This is a genomic window from Candidatus Latescibacter sp. IFSED24 (assembly GCF_058273205.1).
Genome location: NZ_CM177850.1, coordinates 620344 through 639924, shown reverse-complemented (window position 1 = coordinate 639924; position 19581 = coordinate 620344). Strand labels below are relative to the sequence as shown.

The following is a 19581-nucleotide window of genomic DNA, read 5'->3' as shown; positions in this document are numbered from 1 at the left end:
CCTTCAGGACTGGTGGCGGACGCGGGCGATGAGCGCCCGCGCCTCCTCCACGCTAGCCGCTTCGGCGATGATCCGCACCACCGGTTCGGTATTCGAGGGCCGCACGTGGACCCAGGCCTCCGGGCCGATCCACTTCAGGCCGTCACGATCGTCGAGGTCGCCCGGGCCGAGGTCGCGCAGGCGGGCGGCCAGCGCCGCGCCCGCGGGCAGATCCTCGGCGGCGACCTTCTCCTTGACCATGGCCACCGGCGGCAGGGCCGCCACCACGGTCGACAGGGGCTGCGCGCGCTCGGCGAGCAGCTGCAGGATCATGGCGATCCCCACCAGGGCGTCGCGGCCGGGGTGCAGGGTGGGGTAGATGACCCCGCCGTTGCCCTCGCCGCCGAGGACGCAGCCCTCGGCCAGCAGGGTGCCCACCACGTTGGCCTCACCCACCGGCGTGCGCCAGACGTTCGCGCCGTGGCGGGCCGCCGCCACCTCGATGAGCCCGGTAGTCGAAAGGTTCACCGCCACGTCGCCGGGCTGCCGGCCGAGCACGAAGTCCACGGCCAGCACCAGGGTCAGTTCCTCGCTGAGCGGCTCGCCGCCGTCGGCCACCAGCGCCAGGCGATCCACGTCGGGGTCCACGGCGAAGCCCACGTCGCAGCCCTGCTCGGCGACCAGGGCGCAGAGGTCGGCGAGGTGCGCCGGGGTGGGTTCGGGGTCGTGGGGGAAGCGGCCGCTGAGGCCGCAGCCCAGCGGGCTGCAGCGCACGCCCAGCCGCTCGAGCAGGGCCGGCACGATGCGGCCGCCGGCGCCCTCCACCGCGTCCACGGCGGCGTGCAGGCCGCGCGAGGCGATGAGGTCGCGGTCGAGCCAGGGCAGGGCGCAGATGGCGTCGAGGTGTCGCTCGTCGGCGCCGTCCTCGCCCGTGACCGTGCCGAGCTCGTCCCAGGGTCGGTGTCCGTCCTGGGCCTCGTAATGCGCCCGGACCTCGGCATTCTGGGCCGCGTCCAGGAAGAGGCCGCGCCCCTCCAGGAACTTGAGTGCGTTCCAGGGGGCCGGGTTGTGGCTGGCGGTGATGATGATCCCGCCCACGGCGTCGGTCTCCTGGACCGCCATCTCGGTGGTCGGCGTGGTGGCGATGCCGATATCGCGCACCGGGTGGCCGGTGCTGGCCAGTGCGGCCGCGACCGCGTCGCGGATCATGGGCCCGGAGATCCGGCTGTCGCGGCCCACCACCACCGGACCGGCGGGCAGCCAGGCGCCCAGCGCCGCCGCCCAGCGCGCCGCGGTGACGGCGTCCAGACCATCGCCGATGACGCCGCGCACACCCGAGACACTGACTCGCAAGACCAAGATATCTCCTCCGATAAGAGTCACGATGCCTGACCATGTAGCAAGCGGCGGGCCGATCCCACCACCGGCCAGGGATGGATTGTATTCAGCACCTCGATCCACCGCAACCAGGTTTCGTCCCACCCTCCTGATCGGCCACCCGGATGCGCATCCGTCAAATCCTTGCTTGCGGAAGCCTACCTGCCCGGATTAGCCTGATGGTCAGGAGGCAAGCCATGGACGGAACCAGGCCCTGCTTCGCGGCCACGCGCCCCACCCTCTGGCTCACGATCATCCTGATCCTGGCCGGTCTGGGGTGGCTGGAAACCGCCGCGGCCGCCAAGTTGCGCATCAGCGACCGCTACAGCCCGCTGAACCGTCAGCGACCGCTGCGCGAGCGCACCGACTACATCGTCCTGCACACCACCGAGGGCAGCGACCAGCCCAGTCTCGCCCGCATCCGCCGCGGCGGCCTGGCGCACTACGTGGTCCTGCGCAACGGGCGGGTCTACCGGATCATCTCGCGCCAGCGCGAAGCCCGCCACGCGGGTCGCAGCATGTGGAACGGCCGCCAGAACATCGACCAGGTCTCCCTCGGCATCGAGGTGGTGGGCTACCACAACCGCGACCTCACCGGCGCCCAGATCACCGCGCTCGCCGAACTGCTCCGCCAGCTCCAGTCGCTCTACGACATCCCCGACGAGAACGTGCTGACCCACAGCATGGTGGCCTACGGCAGCCGCAACCGCTGGCACCAGCACGCGCACCGCGGCCGCAAGCGCTGCGGCATGCTCTTCGCGCGGCCCGAGGTGCGCACGCAGCTCGGCCTCGACGAACAGCCGCACGCCGACCCCGACGTCCTCGCCGGCCGCCTCACCGTGGGCGACCCCTACCTGGCCACCGTCCTCTTCAGCGGCGACACCGGCGCCGCCCGTCAGGCCGAGGCCCAGTTCGCCGGCCCCGACGCCAACGTCATCACCCCCACCCGCACAGCCTGGTTCATCGCCCGCGACCAGTACGACGACCCGACCACGGTCTATGTCCTGCCGTCGGGGCAGCGGCGGCGCGGCAACGAGATCCGGGACTGGTCGCGGGTTCCCAGGGGCACGCTGGTGCTGCTGGACCAGGAGCCGCCGGCCGAACCCGCGGCGCCGACGCGGTCCTGGCGGGTCATCGGTCGGGACGGGACCACCGCGAGCGCGGTGGCGGGTGGGGCGCACCGGCACCGCACCACCCTCTATGTCGAACCCAACGGCCGCATCCGGCGCGGCGACCAGATGTCCGAGCGGGACTTCCGGCGGCTGGCGCCGGGGACCCGGGTGTTCCTGGGCTACGAGTATGCCGGGGAAGTGACCCCGCTGCGAACCGCCTACGACCTCTGCGGGCCCCACTTCCGGCGCGACACGACGCTCTACCTGCTGCCGGGGGGGCGGGTGCGGACGGGGTCGGAGATCCGGGAGAACCGGATTCCCGGGGGGACTTTGATCCTGGTGAGGTCTCTCACTACGTGATATGGTGCTTTCAACCTTTATGAGTCTGCTCCACTAAATAGAATTTATATCTCTTCCATTGCCAATCAGGAGGTTGTGCCATGTCGACGCGGTCCCCACGCTCGTCGAGCTTCTATTTCATTCCCGTTCTATTGCTGGCATTCCTGACCTTCAGCTCGCCGGCGGACGCCGATTGCATCGAGTACCCCGAGTATCTCCAACAGATTGCCACGTCTATCGACACGCCGGAGGCGGATTACTTCGGTGATATCGATATCGAGGGACAACATGCGTTCATCGCCGCCCTGGACTGGAGTCTCTGGCCATACAGCTCCTGGATCGTGGCCGTCGATATCAGCAGTCCCCAGCAGCCGCTTGTCGTCGGTGTCCTGGAGACACCCGGAGGGTTGGTTAGCGATTTCAGCATGGCGATCGACGTCGTCGGGGACCACGCTTTCGTCGCCGACGGTGTTGGTGGCCTCCAGATCCTGGATGTCTCCGATCCGAGCGCCATGCAGATCCTGGCGTCGGTTCCCGTAACCGGCGAGGCTAGAGATGTCCTCGTCGAGGATGGACTAGCCTACGTGACCTGCAGCGAGGATGTGCTGTTCATCGTCGATGTCTCACAGCCGACGGCGCCGATCCTGGTGGCCTCGGCCGCCATCGATACCGGCACCCGTGGCCTGGCCCTGACAAGCTCGGGTTCGGTCCTGATCTGTGGCCACTCTGGCTTGAGCATTCTGGATGTCAGTGACCCGCAAGAGCCCTCGGTCATCGGCGTGCTGGATTCCGTCAGCGGCGTCGATATGACGGTGGTGAACGATCACGTATACATCGGCGGCGGGACCTTGGCCGTGGTCGACATCACCGATCCTGCGCTGCCGCTACTGATCGCCGAGACGGAGTACTTCGACGTCAGAGGCGTGACGAGCCGTGATCACTTCGTCTATGCCGCCATTTTCGAAAACGGTCTCATCGTCTTCGACATCGCCGACCCGCAAGACCCCACGGTCAGTGGCCACTGTCCGACATACAATGCCTATTCTTACGATTTGGCTCTCGATGGCGGTTACGCCTTCCTTGCCGATGGTCCCGGCAAGTTGACGGTTTTTCAACTCGGCAACTCGCATGGCGCGCCAGTCGCCGGTTCGCTCGAGCTACCTGGAACGGCACTTCGGATGGCCGCCGCCGCCAACCATGCCTATATCGCCGCTGGAGTTGGCGGCCTGCAGGTACTCAGCCACACCAATCCCGAACAACCCGAGGCCATCGGCCAGTGGAGCTGGGAGCATGAAGTGCAGGATGTCGCTCTCATCGGCGACCGGGCGCTCCTGGCATGTGGTGTTGGTGGCGTGGTGCGCCTCGATGTCTCCGATCCGGCGCAGCCGATCAGCAATGGCGGAGTCGTCACCGAAGGTCCCGCCAGAGCGCTGGCGGCCTGGGAATCGTACGTGATCGTGGCCGAAGGCATAGCCGGCATCCAGATCATCGATGCCCTCGTTGGGCCCATGCCCGAGGTGGTCAGCAGCCTGGACCTGGCACATGACGTGGTCGACATCGCCTGGGATGGCACGAACGCCCTCGCCCTCACGGAGGATGATCGGCTACTCGTGATCGACACCTCTGATCCGACCACACCACATCTCCAGGCCACTCTCGATTGCCCTGGAACCCTGTTCGACGTGGCTCTGGGGGAGGGAATCGCTTATATCGCAAACGGCTCGGGGTTACTCATCGTGGGTTTCGATGATCCATTCCAGCCCACGATCCTGGGATCCCTGGATTGTCTGGGATTCAATCAAGGTATCGCCGTACGCGAAGGGATCGCCTACCTGGCTGCCGGACGGCGCGGGGCCACAGTCATCGACGTCTCCCTGCCGACACAGCCAACGCTGCTGGGCTGCCTAAATCCCCACCGGGTCTTCAACTGGACCGACGAATGCCTGGGTGTCCATGTCACCGAGGACTGGCTCTTCATCGCTGACGGCGTGTTCGGGATGCACCTCGCCCCGACCCAGTGCACCGGTACCGTTCCGGTCACCGTGACTTCTTTCAACGCATCTCCGGTCTCAAATGGTATCGCCATCAGCTGGTTCAGCGCCATTGAGAGCCATTGCCTGGATTTCGCCTTGACTGGCTCGCAGAGCAACGCCTCCTGGTCCATTCCGGTACAGGGCATAGATGACAGTGAGTACCTGGCGCTGGACGAATCCCCGAGAGCGCGAACAGCCGGGATGATCGAATACAGCCTGTACCTGCGGACCGTTGCCGGAGAGCAGAACCTAATCGCGAACCACACGGTCACACGTGGCAGTTCGGCAACGTCCGCTCTGGTCGCCAGCACCTATCCCAATCCGTTCAACGCGAACGTGTCGATAGCCTGGACACAATCGCAGTCAGGGCCGCTCACAATCTCGATCTTTGATGTCGAGGGGAAGCGAGTTCGAGAAATCTTCGACGTGGAGCAGTACCCTGCCGGGTCCCATTCACTGTTCTGGGACGGTCGGGACGAGAGTGGGCGAGTCGTCTCCTCAGGAGTCTATTTCGTACGAATCAGCATGGGTGAGAACCATGTGGCGCAAAAGGTCATTCTCGCCAAGTGATGTCCCGAATGACCCGAACGCAACCTTGCGGTTGAAGCAACCGGCGCTGAGGAGGATTCGAAAGGTTCGCGAGAGAGCTGGAGCTGGTGTGGGGACTCGAACCCCAGACCTGCTCATTACGAGTGAGCTGCTCTACCAGCTGAGCTACACCAGCTCCGGAAATTTGAGGGTGGTGCCTAGGGGCGGAGTTGAACCACCGACACCCGCATTTTCAGTGCGGTGCTCTACCAGCTGAGCTACCTAGGCACCAGAGCGGCCGGATCTCCGGCCGGGACGGGCAATTAAACATCCCCCACCCGCGATTGTCAAGTTCGGGGCCGCCGGAAATCTCAGGCCACAACGGCCCCGGCCAACTCCTCGATATGCCCGATGACGTCGTCGATGTCGAAGGGCTTGTAGAGCGTCCGGTCGGCCCGCGACCAGGTGGCGATGAAGCGCTCGCGCTCCGCCGAGTCCACCTTGCGCGCGGTGAGCAGGATCACCGGGAACGCCCGCGCGTGCGGGTCGTGGTCGATCCACTCCTTCAGCAGGCGGCTCACCTCGTAGCCGTTGCAGCCGGGCAGCATGACGTCCAGGAGCATGACGTCGGGCCGGACCCGCTTGGCCACCTCCAGCGCTTCCAGACCGTCGCTGGCGGTGACCACGTCGAAGCCGCGCAACGCCAGGCTGTAGTCCAGGGTCTCCAGGATGTCCTGCTCGTCGTCCACGACCAGGACCCGCAGGGCCTTGTCCATCACGGTCCTCCAGTGACGGGGGTGCTGCCCGTCCGCGTGGTCGCCTCGCTGTCGACCGCGGACGCGCTGTCTTCCAGGACCTGCCAGCTCGTACCGACCAGCAGGGGTGAACTCTCCGGAGCCGCGGCGGCCACCTGCCAGGCGGGCGCCAGACGGTCGGGATCGAGGGCCAGGCCGACCCAGAGGCCGGCGGCCAGTTGCCAGCAGATCTGGCCGGCCGCGCGCTGGACGCGGCTGGCCTCGGCCTGCCGGCTGCTACGGGCCAGGTCGGACAGGAACCTTTGCCCCTGTTCGCCGGCCGATTCCACTTCCCAGGGATGCGCCCGGGACAGGTGATGGCGGATGTCCAGCACCACCGCGGCGGCGTCCAGGCCGACCATCTGGGCTGCTTCGCGGAGCTGGTCGAGCTGCCGGCCCGCCGAGAGCACGTGGCCGCTGCCGGGCTCGCGGGGCAGCACCAGCCAGGCCGAGGTGCCCTGACCAGGCTGGCTGGTCAGGCGGATCTCGCCGCCGTGGGCCTCGGCCAGCCCCTTGGTGATGTGCAGCCCCAGTCCCGCTCCCGGCAACCGGCGGGTCTCCACGCGGTTGTCGCGGTGGAACGGCTGGAACAGGTGCTCGAGGAACTCCTCGCTCATGCCCATGCCGCTGTCCTCGACCACCAGGGTGAACACGTCGAGCGGCAGGTCGAAACGCCGGGCCAGCCGGGCCCCGGTGCCCGGCGTGCGCTCGGGGCGGTCCTGCAGCCAGACGCGCACCAGGCCGCCTTCGGCGGTGTACTTGATGGCGTTGCTGGCCAGGTTGTGGAGCATCTGCTGGACCTTGTCGGCGTCGATGCACGCCCGGAAGCTCTCGGGCACACCGTCGTAATCCAGGCTGATCCCCTTCTCGCGACAGGACACCGCGAACATCTGCAGGTCGTCGCGCAAGAGAGCGCCCAGATCCACGGTTTCGGGATTGATGGCCAGCCGCCCGGCCTCGGCGCGCTTGGCGTCGAGCAGGTCGCTGAGCAGCCGGTTCAATCGATCCAGGTTGCGCCTGGCCGTGCCCAGGAAGCGTTGCTGGTCGTCGGTGAGCGGCCCCGTGTCGCCACGCAGGACCAGGTCCAGACTCGTGCGCATGGCCGTCAGCGGGGTCCTCAATTCATGTCCCAGCACGCGCATGGTGGCCTCGTGCTCGGCCTCGTCGTGGTCGGCGGTGGACACCTCGTGCAAGCAGACCAGCCGTGGCTGCCGGGGACCCGCCTCGGCGGCCAGGGTCACCTCCAGACGGCGGCCCTTGCTCTGCGAGGCCGTGAGGATCTCGCGCTCCTGGCCCGCCAGGTCCAGTCGCTGCACCGCCCCCAGGAGCCAGGGTTCCCAGTGCTGGCCATCCCGACCGATGCTGGTCTCGAGGAGGGCCTGCGCCTTCTGGTTGACGGCCAGCACCCGGTCGTGGGACACCAGGGCCAGCGCCGCCGGCGCCGCCTCCCAGCCGGCCTGATCGGGCCAGATCGTGGCCGCGGAGGCGTCGGCGTCGGGCGCGTTGACCAGTCGGCTGCGCACCGCCAGCCAGACCAGCCGGGCGTCGCGGATCAGCGCGTGGCCCGGTTCCATCTCGGGGCGACGGCCCGCGAGCAGGACCACGCAGGAACGCGGCTGGTCGTCGATCTCGGCGAGGAAGGGCAGCGCCAGCGCCCACTTCAGGTCGAAGCGCCGCAGCAGCGGTGTTCCGGGCTGGAAAGGATCGGCGTCGAGATGGATCCAGCGCGGCTGCCCGAGCAGATCCTGGACCGGGCTGTGCCGCCCGGCCAGGGCCTCCAGCAACGCCCGCTCCTGACCACCCGGCACGCGGCCGGCGATCAGTTCGAGGTTCGTCGAGGCCGCCCCGTCCAGGGGCCAGGCCGCCACCAGGGCCAGGTCGCAGGGCGCGGTCCTCCGGGCCAGCCGGCAGGCGGCCTCGAGGACCCGTCGCGGCTGGCGGCTCTCCAGCAGACCGGCCGCCAGGCGCAGTCCATAGGCCCGATCGTCCCGTTGGGAGGAACGACCGCGAGCGAACAGACGGGCCAGCGTGGTCGGCATATTTTGCTCTCCGGTTGGTGCCGCCATGTTCCCCCTCCGCTCCCCAGCGGCCTGGCTGCCAACAACTTACGTTTCCTGGTGGGTGCCGGTGCGGGCGACCCACCAGGGAAGTTGCAACGGTTGTGCCAGGAAGAGCGCCCCGGTCAGCGGGCGTAGCCGTGGGGATGCTCGTGGTGCCAGGCCCAGGCGTCAGCGAGAAGCGAATCCACGCCGCTGCGCACCGGGCGCCAGCCCAGCAGGCTGCGGGCGCGGTCGTTGGCCGCCACCAGGCGCGCCGGATCGCCAGGGCGCCGGGGCTGCACCGGGGGCGCCACCTCGCGGCCGGTGACCCGGGCGGCCGCCTCGACGATCTCGTGGACCGAATGACCGTGGCCGGTGCCCAGGTTCATGGCCGTGAAGCCCGGATCCTGAGCCCAGGCCAGGGCCAGGGCATGGGCCTCGGCGAGGTCGCGCACGTGGATGTAATCGCGGATGCAGGTGCCGTCGGGCGTGGCGTAATCGTCGCCGAACACGGCAAATGTTTCCCCCGGCACCAGCAGCGAGCGCAACAGGCGCGGAATGAGGTGCGTCTCGGGATCGTGGTCCTCGCCATGGCCTTCCCAGGCGCCGGCTGCGTTGAAGTAGCGCAGCGCCACAGCGGCGAATCCGGCGGCCTGGGCGGCATCGGCCAGGGCCCACTCCATGGCCAGCTTGGTGTGGCCGTAGGGATTGACCGGACTGAGCGCGGCGTCCTCGGTGATGGGCACCTCTGCGGGTTCGCCGTAGACCGCCGCCGTGGACGAGAAGACGAAGCGGCCGGCGCCGCCGCGGGCCACGCGGTCGATGAGGGAGAGGGTCCCACCCACGTTGTTGCGGAAGTACTTGAGCGGGTCGCGCACCGATTCGCCCACCAGGCTGAATGCCGCGAAGTGGACCACGGCGTCGAACGGGCGGTGGAAGACCGTGTCGAGCACGGCGGGGTCGTGGAGGCTCCCCTCGTGCAGGAGGGTGCCCGCGGGCACGGCCTCACGGTGGCCGGTGGAGAGGTCGTCGAGGATCTCCACGGTGTGGTCCTGATCGCGCAGCAGGGCCGCCGTGACGCTGCCGATGTACCCGGCGCCGCCGGTGACGAGGATCCGCATGCTAGTTCCCTCCGTGGGCCTGCCGCACCGCGGCCAGCCTCTCGTTCAGGTAACGACCGGTGAGGCTGGTGGTGCAGGCCGCCACCTCGCGGGGCGTGCCCTGGGTCACCAGCCGCCCGCCGGCATCGCCGCCGCCGGGGCCCAGGTCGACGATCCAGTCGGCCTGGGCGATGAGGTCCAGGTTGTGCTCGATCACCAGCACGGTGTGGTCGCGGTCGACCAGCTCGTGCAGCACCGCCACCAGGGCCTGGACGTCGTCGGCGTGCAGGCCGGTGGTGGGCTCGTCGAGGAGGTAGAGGTTCCGCTTGCCCGAGGGCATGACCAGCTCGCGCGCCACCTTCAGGCGCTGACTCTCTCCCCCCGAGAGGGTCGGCGCCGGCTGGCCGAGCTTGAGATAGCCCAGGCCCACCTTCTTGAGCAGCCAGAGCTTGTCGGTGATGGTGGCCTGGCCACCGAAGAACTGCAGCGCCTCGGCCACGGTCATTTCCAGGACCTCGGCGATGTTCAGGCCGCGGTAGCGGATCTCCAGGGTCTGCGGGTTGAAGCGCCGGCCGCCGCAATCCTCGCACGGGACCTCGATGTCGGCCATGAACTGCATCTCGACCCGGTGGAATCCCAGCCCCTGGCAGGCCGGGCAGCGGCCGCCGGCGGTGTTGAAGCTGAAACGGCCGGCGGGGTAGCCGCGGACCAGCGCCTCCTTGGTGCCGGCGAAGAGGTCGCGCACTGCGGCGAGGATCTGCAGGTAGGTGGCGGGATTGGAACGGCTGGTCTTGCCGATGGGCGTCTGGTCGACCCGGATCACCTTGCCCACGGCGTGTCCGCCCTGGATCGCGGTGAACGGATGGGCGCGGCCGGGACCGCCGAGCACCTGCCCGGTGAGCCCGTCGTGGAGGCAGCCGTTCATCAGGCTGCTCTTGCCCGAACCCGAGACGCCGGTGAGCGCAGTGAAGCGCTGGAGCGGAACCTTCACGTCGAGATCGCGCAGGTTGTGCAGTCGGGCCCCCTTGACCGTGATTTCGGGGACGCGGCCATGGCGCGGCTGACGCTTGCGCGTGGGGTCGATGGAGCCGTTGAGGTAGCGCGCGGTGATGGTCTCGCCGCTCTCCAGCAGCGGCGCCAGGGCGCCCTGGTAGACCACGTGGCCGCCGTCGTGGCCCGCGCCCGGACCCAGTTCGACGAAATGCTCGGCGCGGCGCAGGACGTCGAGATCGTGCTCCACCACCACCACCGTGTTGCCGCCCTCGACCAGATCCTCGAGCGTGGCGATGAGGCGCTGGCAGTCGGCGGCGTGCAGGCCGCAGGTGGGCTCGTCGAGGACGTAGAGCGTGTCCACCAGGCGCGAGCCCAGGCTGTTGGCCAGGTGGATGCGCTGCGCCTCGCCTCCCGAGAGGGTGCGCGTGAGGCGGTCGAGCGTGAGGTAGCCCAGGCCGACCCGTTCGAGGAAGCTCAGCCGCGAGATCACCTCGTCGAGGACCTCGCCGGCGATGGCGCGGTTGTGCTTGGAGAGGCGCAGCCCGGCGACCTTCCGGAGCGCGTCGCTGACGGCCATCTGCCCCAGCTGCCCCAGATCCAGCCCGCCCAGCTTCACCGCCAGCGCCTCGGGCCGCAGGCGCGAACCGCGGCAGGTGCGGCACTCGGTGTCGCTCATGTAGCGGCGCGTGAAGAAGCGGTGATGAGCCTTCTTCATCTCGGCGCGCATCTGCTCGAGGTAGGGGATGATCCCGGTGTAGGCGCGGTCGGTCGACTCCAGCACCTGCAGCTGCTGCGCGCGGGTCAGCTTCTGCCACGGCTTGTCCATGGGGATCTTTTGGCGGGTGCAGAACCGGAACAGGCCCGACAGCTGGCGCGCGAAGCTCTCGGTGCTCCACGGCTTGATCGCCCCGCCGCGCAGCGTGAGCTGCGGATCGGGCACGATGCGCGCCTCGTCGAACTCGAGCTTGTTGCCGAAGCCGCGGCACGCGGGACACGCGCCTTCGGGCGAGTTGAAGCTGAACAGCCGCGGCGACAGTTCGGGATAGACCGTGCCGCAGGCGTTGCACACCAGCTTGCTCGAGAACTCCTGGCTCTCGCCGGTCTCGTGGTGCTGGACGGTGACCCAGCCGCCCGACTGCCGCAGCGCCAGCTCCACCGCCTCCACGAAGCGCGCCCGCGCCCGCGCCGCCAGCTTCAGCCGGTCGACCACCACCACGAAGGTCGCATCCTTGGGGGGCGCGGCCACCGCGCCCGCCGCCGCCTCCTCGAGCCGGACCACCTGCCCGTCGATCACCGCGCGCTGGAAGCCCTGGGCCAGCAGCGACTCGGTCCAGCCCGCCTGGCCCGTGGCTTCCTGGGGATACCCCACCAGCACCGGCGCCCCATCCTCCCACTGCTGCCGCACCTGCTTCCAGACGGTCTCGGGGGTCTCGCGCGTCACCGTCTCGCCGTCGTTGTGGCAGACGATCTTGCCCGTGCGCGCGAAGAGCACGCGCAGGTAGTCGTTGATCTCGGTCACCGTCCCCACGGTGGACCGGCCGCTGGTGACGGCGTTGCGCTGCTCGATGGCGATGGCCGGCGAGATGCCGTCGATCCAGTCGACGTCGGGCTTGGGCAGGCGCGCCAGGAACTGCCGCGCGTACGTGGACAGCGACTCGACGTAGCAGCGCTGCCCCTCGGCGTAGAGCGTGTCGAACACCAGCGACGACTTGCCGCTGCCCGACAGACCGCTCACGCAGGTGAGCCGGTTGCGGGGGATGTCCACGTCCACATTCTTGAGATTGTGCTGGCGTGCGCCCTTGATGCGGATCCAGTCGTCCATCCGTGGCCTCGTTGCTGGCGGTGGCTGCTACCCGAACGGAACAGGATAACAGGGAACGCGGGCGGGGGAAAGTTGAGGCTTTGGCCTGCGAGGCATTACCTTGTTCCGACCGAGTCCGTGCCCCTTCCCCACACCCCGAGGTCGTCCATGCTCCCCCACGTCCAGGCCCTCCTCGCCACCATCGACACCCTGCGCTCCCCCGGCGGCTGCCCCTGGGACCGCAAGCAGACCCTGGCCTCGGCGGCGCACCACCTCCAGGACGAGGCCGCCGAGGTCCTCGAGGCGGCGCTGGCCGGCGACCGCGAACACGTGCGCGAGGAGCTGGGCGACCTGCTGTTCATGGTCTGCTTCGTCACCCGCATCCTGAGCGAGGACCTGCCCACCGACCTCGACCAGGTGGCCCGCCAGGGCAACGAGAAGCTCATCCGCCGCCATCCCCACGTCTTCGGCGAGCACACCGCCGACGATGTCCAGGAGAGCCAGGAGCGCTGGAACCAGATCAAGGCCGAGGAGAAGCGGGGCCGGGGCCTGGATCCCGACCGGGAATCCATCCTCAAGGACCTGCCGGCGAGCCAGCCGCCGCTGAACCAGGCGTACCGGTACCAGAAGGACGCCGCGCGCGTGGGATTCGACTGGCCCACCATCGACGGCGTCTGGGACAAGCTGCGCGAGGAGGAGGCCGAGCTGCGCGAGGCCGCCACCGCGGGCGACCACGACGCCCTGGAGCACGAGCTGGGCGACGTGCTCTTCGCCTGGGCCAACCTGGCGCGCAAGCTGGGCGTGCACCCCGACATCGCGCTGCGCAAGGCCAACGCGCGGTTCCGTGGCCGCTTCCACCACGTGGAGGCCCTGTTCGGCAACGACCGCCAGGCCATGCAGGACGCTGGGCTCGACGGCCTGGAGGACGCCTGGCAGCAGGCCAAGGCGCGCGAGCGCGCCGAGTAGCCGGGTCAGTTCCCCTGCTTCGCCGCCTGCCGCGCCGCCTCCTGCTCGGGCGTCAGGTCCGGACAGCCGTCCTGGTCCCGATCGCCGTCGTAGTCCTCGGCCTGGTCGGGGCAGGCGTCGAGGCGGTCGTCGATGCCGTCGAGGTCGTTGTCGGGATCGGGACAGCCGTCCTGGTCCTGGAAGCCGTCGATGTCCTCGGGGCTGTCGGGACAGAGGTCGTCCTCGTCGGGGATGCCGTCGCGATCGCGATCCTGCAGCTCCTCGGGACAGCCGTCGGTGTCCTGGTAGCCGTCGTAATCCTCGGGCTCGTCGGGACAGAGGTCGTAGAGGTCGGGGATCCCGTCGCGGTCGTTGTCGGGATCGGGCTTGCCATCGTTATCCTGGAAGCCGTCGTAGTCCTCGGGGTCCAGGGGCGCATCGTCGTAGTCGTCGGGGATGCCGTCCTGGTCGTTGTCGTCCTCGGGACAGCCGTCCTCGTCCTCGAACCCGTCGTGGTCCTCGGCCTCGCCGGGACAGCGGTCGCGGCGGTCGAGGACGCCGTCGCCGTCGCGATCGCGGCCGCCGAAGGAGAACTGGCGCGATACTGCCAGGGCGTAGCCCTGGATCGGCAGCCGAGGATACCAGTCGGTGAAGTACAGCTCGTCCTTGTGGTAGCCCACCTGGTAGTCGGCGTGGAGCGCCCAGCCCTCCTCCAGGCCCCAGCGGAGACCCGCGGCCAGGATCTTCTGGTCCTCGCGCGGATAGACCTGCGCGGCCTTCCACAGCGAATACTCGGTGTACTCGAGCCAGAGCGCGGTGGTGCCGTTGCGGAATTCCACCCCCAGGCCCCAGATCAGGAAATCGTTGTTGCGGTCGCCGCCGCTGCTGGCGGCGTCGGGATACTGGGGGAACCAGGGCTGGGGCTGGGACACGGTAGGGTCGGCGTAGTCCTGGGCGCCGTAGCCCGCCGCCTCGTTGCCGTTGAACCGGGTCCCGAGGGTGGCGTGCAGCCGCAGCTCGGGTAGCTGGCTCTCGCGCCAGAGCGACAGACCCAGGGTGAGGCCCACTTCCGGCGAGAAGGCGCCCTCGCCGGTGGCCTCGGCACCCAGCGGGATGTTGCCGCCGCCCCAGCCAGTGAGGCCCAGCCAATCCGGCAGCCAGGGTGCCGCCGCCGCCACGCGCCACTGGCCGTCGGCGAGGCCGGACCCGCTGGCCTTGGCGCCCGGTGCCTGGTAGTTGGACCACATCCGCAGCGACTGGGACCACGACAGCGCCAGCCCCGGCATGGGTGTCCAGTCGGCGAACAGGCCGGTCTGCAGGACACGGTAGTTGGCGGGGCTGCCCGTGGGGTTGTAACCCACGCTGGTGGTGCCGCCGCGGAAGCCCACGGTGAGCAGGCCGTCGGGCGGCAGGAAGCCCGGGGTCAGCCAGGTCAGGCGGGGCGAATCCTGATGGACGCCCTGCAGACCGGGCGTCGCGCTCGCGGAGGCGGCGACCAGGAACAGGAGGATCAGCGGACGGAGCATCCTCACGCGTCGTCGTCCGTGGTGGGCCCGGTCGCGTCCTCTTCCTCGTTCTGGTCCCCGGCCGGCTCGGCCTGGTCACCGTCCGCGGTCGAGGCCTGGTCCTTCTTGACCTCGTCCAGGTAGTTCATCTGCAGGTCCATGACCGACTGGTCGAGGATCTGCAGGAGCGGCGCGGGCGTGTCGGTGCGGCACTTGACCTTGAGCATCTCCAGGAGGTCGATGGTCTGGCGGGCGCCCTCCAGATCCCGGGCCAGTTCGCCCGTGGCCGAACTGGTGACCTTGCCCAGCTGGATCATGGCCGAGTGCTGCAGGCTCATGACCAGCGACAACAGGACGCTGTCGTGCTTGCCGATCTGATCGCTCATCTGATCTCCTCCGGTTGATCGAACTCGTCGGCGATGGCGCCGGTGACCTTCTCGATGAGGTCCTCCAGCGTGACGATGCCCAGCGCCCGGCCGTCGCGGTCGACCACGGCGGCGAGCTGGGCGCGGCGCGCGTGCAGTTCCTCGAAAAGTTCGTACGGCGAGAGGCTCGCGTCCACCAGAAGCAGCGCCCGGATCAGGTCCACCGGCACGGGCTCGTCGGCCGCGGCCGTCGCCTCGGCCAGGAGCAGGTCGCGCGCCAGCAGGTAACCCTCCAGGTCGCCCCCGGTTCCCTGCACCGGCAGGCGGCTGAAGCCGCTGCTTGCCGCCGCGGTCAAGGCGTCGGCCATGGTCACGCCGCTGGGCACCGACCGCACGCTGGCCAGCGGGCGCATGAGGTCGGACACGCGCCGGTTGCTCAGGCGCAGGAAGCGGCCCATGGTCAGGCGGAACCGGCGATCACGGGCGTCCTCCGCGTTGGTGGACAGCAGCATGGCCAGGGCGCCGGCATCGAGACCGGGCGCCTGGCCCGAATCGTCACGCTGCAGGCGCTGCAGGAGCGCGGCGTAATGTCCCAGCAACCAGCGCACCGGCCAGACGGCGAACTGGAAGGCGCGCAGCGGCGGCAACGAGGGCAACATCAGCCGTTCGGGGTATTCGCGGTAGAGGATCTTGGGCACGATCTCGCCGAAGATCGCCAGCACCACCGAGACCGACAGCACGGCCACCCCTTCGCCGCGCCGGCCCAGCACCTCCACCAGCAGCACCGTGGCCACCGCGCTCGCCATGACGTTGCTCAGGTTGGTGCCCAGCAGGCAGGTCAAGATGGCGTCATCGAGGTTCTCGCGCAGACGGCTCAACCCGGTGACGCGGTGGTCGCCCGCCTGGTGGCGCCGCTGCAGGCGGACCCGGCTGACCGCCATCAGGCCGGTCTCGCAGCCCGAGAAGAATGCCGAGCCCACCACGGCGGTCACGAGCAGGACGAGGGCAAGGTCGCCGCTCATGACGGTTCCTCCGCGCCGCGGGCCGCGAGGTCCACGCCCAGGGTGAGGACCCGGTTGCCGTCCATGGCCAGCACCGTGATCGTGGCGCCCGGCACCGACAGCACGTCGCCGGACCGCGGGATGCGCCCCAGACGAGCCATGACGAAGCCGGCCACCGTGACGTAGTCGCGCGACGGCGGCAGCGAGAGCCCCGTCTCCTCGTGGAGCTGGCGCAGGTCCAGACCGCCGTCGATGGCGTAGTGGCCCGGGCCCAGGATCACCGTACCGCCGCCGCGGCCGGTGCCCGGGTCGCCCACGCGGCCGATGAGCGCCTGCAGACAGTCGGCCAGGGTGACGATGCCGGTGAAGTCGCCGTGCTCGTCGATCACGGCGGCGAGGTGGCCGGCACCCGCGCGCATCTCCACCAGTACCGCCGCCACGTCCTTGGTCTCGGGCACGTAGAGCAGCGGGCGCAGATCCCGGCGCAGCGGCTGCCGCTCGCGGCTGGCCAGAAGATCCTTGGTGTGGAAGAGGCCGAGCGGCATGGCGCCGGGCGTCTCCACCACGGGGAAGCGGTTGTAGCCGGCCTGCCGGATGGTGGCCAGCAGCCGGTCTCGATCCCAGTCGCGCTGGAGGGTGACCACGTCGGGCCGCGGGGTCATGACGTGCTGGACCTCAAGCTCGGAGAGCTGCAGCAGGCGCGCCAGGAAGTTGCCCTCGGTCTCGGTGAGCAGCCCGTCGCGCGCGGCGAGGTCGCAGGCGGTCTGCAGGTCGGCGGTGGTGAAGGGGCGGCTGCCGGTGCGCTCCCAGGGCAGCCGGCCCAGCAGATGCTCCAGCGAGCGGGTCAGGAGGCGGACCATGGGCCCCACCAGCGACACCCAGGCGCGCAGCGGCGCCTGCATCACCAGCGCGAGGCGGCGCCGGCCGCGCAGCGCAACCAGCTTGGGCGTGATCTCGCCGATCAACAGGAGCAGGATCGTGGCCGCCGGCACCGCCACCACGAGCCCCGACGGGCCGAAGTGGCGCAGGCAGACGCTGGTCGTGACCGCGCCGGTGGCGATGTTCACCACCAGGTTGCCGAGCAGGATCGACGAGAGCAGGTCGTTGGGGCGGTCGACCAGCTGGGCCGCCCGGCGGGCCGCCGCGTTGCCGGTGGCCAGGGCGTTGCGCTCGAGGGCGGTCAACGAGAAGAACGCCGTCTCCGAGCTGGAGAAGGCGGCTGACAGGAGCAACAGGACGGTCAGGAGCAGGATATCCAAGCAGGGCCTCCGCGGTGGACGGAGCATAGCCGGTTCCTTGACGCCTCGCAAGCCAAGGCCTAGCATCGCTTGGCCATGCAAGAAATCCTCGTCATCCGCTTCGGCGCCCTCGGCGACCTCTGCCTCGCGGGCTGGACCCTGTCCCGCCTCGCCGATGCCCCCGTGCGCGTCACGCTGGTGACCAAGGCCCGCTTCGCCGACCTCGCCGCGCGCTTCGAGGGGGTCGACGAGGTCATGGCGCTGCCCGAACCCGGGAGCCTGGCCGACCTGCGGCGGCTCGCCGCCCGGCTCCGCTCGCGGCGCTGGGACCTGGTTCTGGACCTCCACCGGGTGATTCGCAGCGGCCTGCTCGTGTTCCTCATGCGGCGCCGTGCCGACGCCACCCTGGCCAAGGACACCGTGGCCCGCCTGCGCCTGCTCCGCGGTGGCCAGGCCGATCCCGCGCTGGCGCAACACATGCGCCAGCGCCTCGACGCAGTCCTCGACCGGGCCGGCCTCACGGGCCTCGAACCCCGACCGCCCCTGGCCACCCTGGCGGCGGCGAACCCCCGCCCGGCGGTTCTCGGCCTCGCCCCCGGCGCCCAGTGGGAACCCAAGCGCTGGCCCACGGCGCACTGGGTCAGCCTGGTCCGGCGCTTCCGGGCCGGCCACCCGGCGCCCATCCGGGTGTTCCTCGGCCCGCGCGAGGCGGCCTGGTTCACGGGCAGCGAGCTGGCGGCGGAGCTGGCCCGGACCGCGGGCGTGGAGATCGTCCGCGACCGCCCACTGACCGCGGTGGCCGCCGCGCTGGCTGATTGCCGCCTGCTGGTGTGCAACGACAGCGGCCTGCTGCACCTGGCCGAAGCGGTGGGTACGCCGGTCACGGCGCTGTTCGGCCCCACGGTCCAGGCCTTCGGCTATGCCCCGCACCTGCCCGGCAGCGTGCTTCTGGAGGAGCAGGGTCTGGACTGCCGCCCCTGCTCACGCAACGGCAAGCGTCCCTGCCACCGCGGCGACCTGGCCTGCCTCGAGCGCCTCGACCCCGACCGCGTCCTGGCCGCCGTGGCCACCCACGGGCCCTGGAAGGAGTACTGATCTTGGGCCTCGCCCTCGGACTCTACCGCGCGCTCTCGCCCGCGCTCGCCGCGCTGGCGCCGCTCTCGCGGCCACTGGTGCCCAAGCTCCAGGAGAGCCTCGACGGCCGCCGCGGCGTCATGGACCGCCTGCTCGCCGCCGCCCCGCAGCTCGCCGGCTGCCTCTGGGTCCACGCCTCGAGCGTGGGCGAGTTCCTCCAGGGCATCCCCATCATCGACGCCGTCCGCGCCGAGCTGGGACCGGCGGCGCCCCCAGTGGCGGTCACCCACTTCTCGCCTTCGGGCTACCAGTTCGCCCGCCGGAAGCCGGTGGCCGACCTCCACGACTATCTCCCCCTCGACCGCCCCCGCGACATGACGCGCCTGGTGGCCGCCTGGCAGCCCCGCGCGCTGGTGTTCGTGAAGTTCGACGTCTGGCCCAACCTCGTGCTGGCCGCACAGCACGCCGAGGTCCCCACCTTCCTCATGGCCGGATCGCTGGCCCCCGGCTCGGAGCGCCTGCGCTGGCCGGGCAAGGCGCTCTATCGCGACGTGTTCGACCGCTTCACCCACCTGGGCGTGAGCACCGAGGAGGACCGCCGCCGCTTCACGGAGGACCTGGGCGTGCGGGCGCCGGTCTCGGTGACCGGCGACACCCGGGTCGAACAGGTCATCGTGCGCTACGAGCAGAGCCGGGGCGGCGCAGTGAGCGAACGCCTGCGCGCGGTGGGCGGTCGCCTCCTGGTGCTGGGCTCGACCTGGCCGCCCGACGAGCAGCTCTGGCTGCCCGTGCTGTCCGATCTGTTCGCGCGCCAGCCCGACCTGCGCGTGGTGCTCTGCCCCCACGAACCACTCCCCGAACGACTGGCCGCCATCGAGGCCGACCTGGACTCCCGACAGACGGCCTCCATCCGCCTGTCGGCCCTGCTCGACGGCGAGATCGGCCGGGCCCGGGTTGTGCTGGTGGACTCGGTGGGCGTGCTCGCCGAGATCTATCGCGCGGGCCATCTGGCCTACGTGGGCGGCAGCTTCACCACCGGCGTGCACAACACCATGGAGCCGGCCATCGCCAGCCTGCCCGTGCTCTTCGGCCCCCGGATCCAGAACGCCGAGGAGGCCGGTGTACTGGTGCGCGAGCGGGCGGGGTTCGTCTGCGCGGAGCCCGGTCAGGCCCTGGCCTGTGCCAACCGTCTCCTGGACGACCCGGAACTCCTGCGCCGCACCGGAGAAGCCGCCCGCCAGGTGGTGCTGGCCCAGCGCGGCGCCACGCGCAAGAGCCTGGCGGTGCTAGCCCCGGCGCTCACCCTCTAAGTTATTCCGCGAAGAATGTTCCCACCTCCCAAGTGAATTCGCGGCAAC

The 19581-nt window shown here is 69.8% G+C and carries 14 protein-coding genes and 2 tRNA genes; 5 read left to right on the top strand and 11 right to left on the bottom strand.

Features of this window, described 5'->3' with window-relative positions:
- Positions 1-3 precede the first annotated feature (3 nt).
- A complete protein-coding gene (gene glmM, locus IFSED24_RS02495; RefSeq protein WP_491333648.1) occupies positions 4-1338 on the bottom strand; it encodes a phosphoglucosamine mutase in 1335 nt (444 codons plus the stop codon).
- Between the two features lie 215 nt (positions 1339-1553).
- Between glmM and IFSED24_RS02490 the strand changes: the two genes are divergently transcribed.
- Both IFSED24_RS02490 and IFSED24_RS02485 read left to right on the top strand, forming a co-directional pair.
- Positions 1554-2828, top strand: coding sequence for an N-acetylmuramoyl-L-alanine amidase (locus IFSED24_RS02490; protein WP_491333647.1), 1275 nt, complete (start codon positions 1554-1556; stop codon positions 2826-2828).
- An 80-nt stretch (positions 2829-2908) separates the two neighbouring features.
- On the top strand, positions 2909-5410 hold the full coding sequence (locus IFSED24_RS02485) for a FlgD immunoglobulin-like domain containing protein (RefSeq protein WP_491333646.1): 2502 nt from the start codon (positions 2909-2911) through the stop codon (positions 5408-5410).
- 78 nt (positions 5411-5488) lie between these two features.
- Here IFSED24_RS02485 and IFSED24_RS02480 read toward each other — a convergent pair.
- The 6 genes from IFSED24_RS02480 to uvrA form a co-directional block, all read right to left on the bottom strand.
- Positions 5489-5564 (bottom strand) — tRNA-Thr (locus IFSED24_RS02480).
- A 16-nt stretch (positions 5565-5580) separates the two neighbouring features.
- Positions 5581-5656 (bottom strand) — tRNA-Phe (locus tag IFSED24_RS02475).
- An 83-nt stretch (positions 5657-5739) separates the two neighbouring features.
- Complete coding sequence (locus IFSED24_RS02470; RefSeq protein WP_491333645.1) at positions 5740-6144, bottom strand: response regulator; 405 nt, start codon at positions 6142-6144, stop codon at positions 5740-5742.
- On the bottom strand, positions 6144-8201 hold the full coding sequence (locus tag IFSED24_RS02465) for a sensor histidine kinase (protein ID WP_491333644.1): 2058 nt from the start codon (positions 8199-8201) through the stop codon (positions 6144-6146). Before IFSED24_RS02465 ends, IFSED24_RS02470 begins: the two co-directional genes overlap by 1 nt.
- Positions 8202-8344: 143 nt before the next feature.
- Complete coding sequence (gene galE / locus IFSED24_RS02460; RefSeq protein WP_491333643.1) at positions 8345-9322, bottom strand: UDP-glucose 4-epimerase GalE; 978 nt, start codon at positions 9320-9322, stop codon at positions 8345-8347.
- Between the two features lies 1 nt (position 9323).
- The gene (gene uvrA, locus IFSED24_RS02455) at positions 9324-12116 is read right to left on the bottom strand and encodes an excinuclease ABC subunit UvrA (RefSeq protein WP_491333642.1); all 2793 of its coding nucleotides are present in this window, start codon (positions 12114-12116) and stop codon (positions 9324-9326) included.
- A gap of 147 nt (positions 12117-12263) precedes the next feature.
- Between uvrA and mazG the strand changes: the two genes are divergently transcribed.
- Positions 12264-13061 carry a nucleoside triphosphate pyrophosphohydrolase gene (gene mazG, locus IFSED24_RS02450; RefSeq protein ID WP_491333641.1) on the top strand — a complete coding sequence of 266 codons (798 nt, stop codon included), beginning with the start codon at positions 12264-12266 and terminating at the stop codon, positions 13059-13061.
- A gap of 5 nt (positions 13062-13066) precedes the next feature.
- Here mazG and IFSED24_RS02445 read toward each other — a convergent pair whose 3' ends face one another.
- The 4 genes from IFSED24_RS02445 to IFSED24_RS02430 are packed head-to-tail and all read right to left on the bottom strand — an operon-like array spanning position 13067 to position 17170.
- Positions 13067-14572: a hypothetical protein gene (locus IFSED24_RS02445; RefSeq protein ID WP_491333640.1), complete on the bottom strand. Its 1506-nt coding sequence runs from the start codon at positions 14570-14572 to the stop codon at positions 13067-13069.
- Positions 14569-14931, bottom strand: coding sequence for a DUF1844 domain-containing protein (locus tag IFSED24_RS02440; protein ID WP_491333639.1), 363 nt, complete (start codon positions 14929-14931; stop codon positions 14569-14571). Before IFSED24_RS02440 ends, IFSED24_RS02445 begins: the two co-directional genes overlap by 4 nt.
- Complete coding sequence (locus tag IFSED24_RS02435) at positions 14928-15932, bottom strand: CNNM domain-containing protein (protein ID WP_491333638.1); 1005 nt, start codon at positions 15930-15932, stop codon at positions 14928-14930. The genes IFSED24_RS02440 and IFSED24_RS02435 overlap by 4 nt, the downstream gene beginning before the upstream one ends.
- Positions 15929-17170, bottom strand: coding sequence for a hemolysin family protein (locus tag IFSED24_RS02430; RefSeq protein WP_491333637.1), 1242 nt, complete (start codon positions 17168-17170; stop codon positions 15929-15931). Before IFSED24_RS02430 ends, IFSED24_RS02435 begins: the two co-directional genes overlap by 4 nt.
- A 75-nt stretch (positions 17171-17245) precedes the next feature.
- On the opposite strand from IFSED24_RS02430, the gene IFSED24_RS02425 reads away from it, so the two are divergent.
- Together IFSED24_RS02425 and IFSED24_RS02420 are read left to right on the top strand one after the other, a co-directional pair.
- A complete protein-coding gene (locus tag IFSED24_RS02425) occupies positions 17246-18244 on the top strand; it encodes a glycosyltransferase family 9 protein (RefSeq protein ID WP_491333636.1) in 999 nt (332 codons plus the stop codon).
- Positions 18245-18246: 2 nt separating this feature from the next.
- Complete coding sequence (locus IFSED24_RS02420; protein WP_491333635.1) at positions 18247-19533, top strand: 3-deoxy-D-manno-octulosonic acid transferase; 1287 nt, start codon at positions 18247-18249, stop codon at positions 19531-19533.
- Positions 19534-19581: the final 48 nt, after the last annotated feature.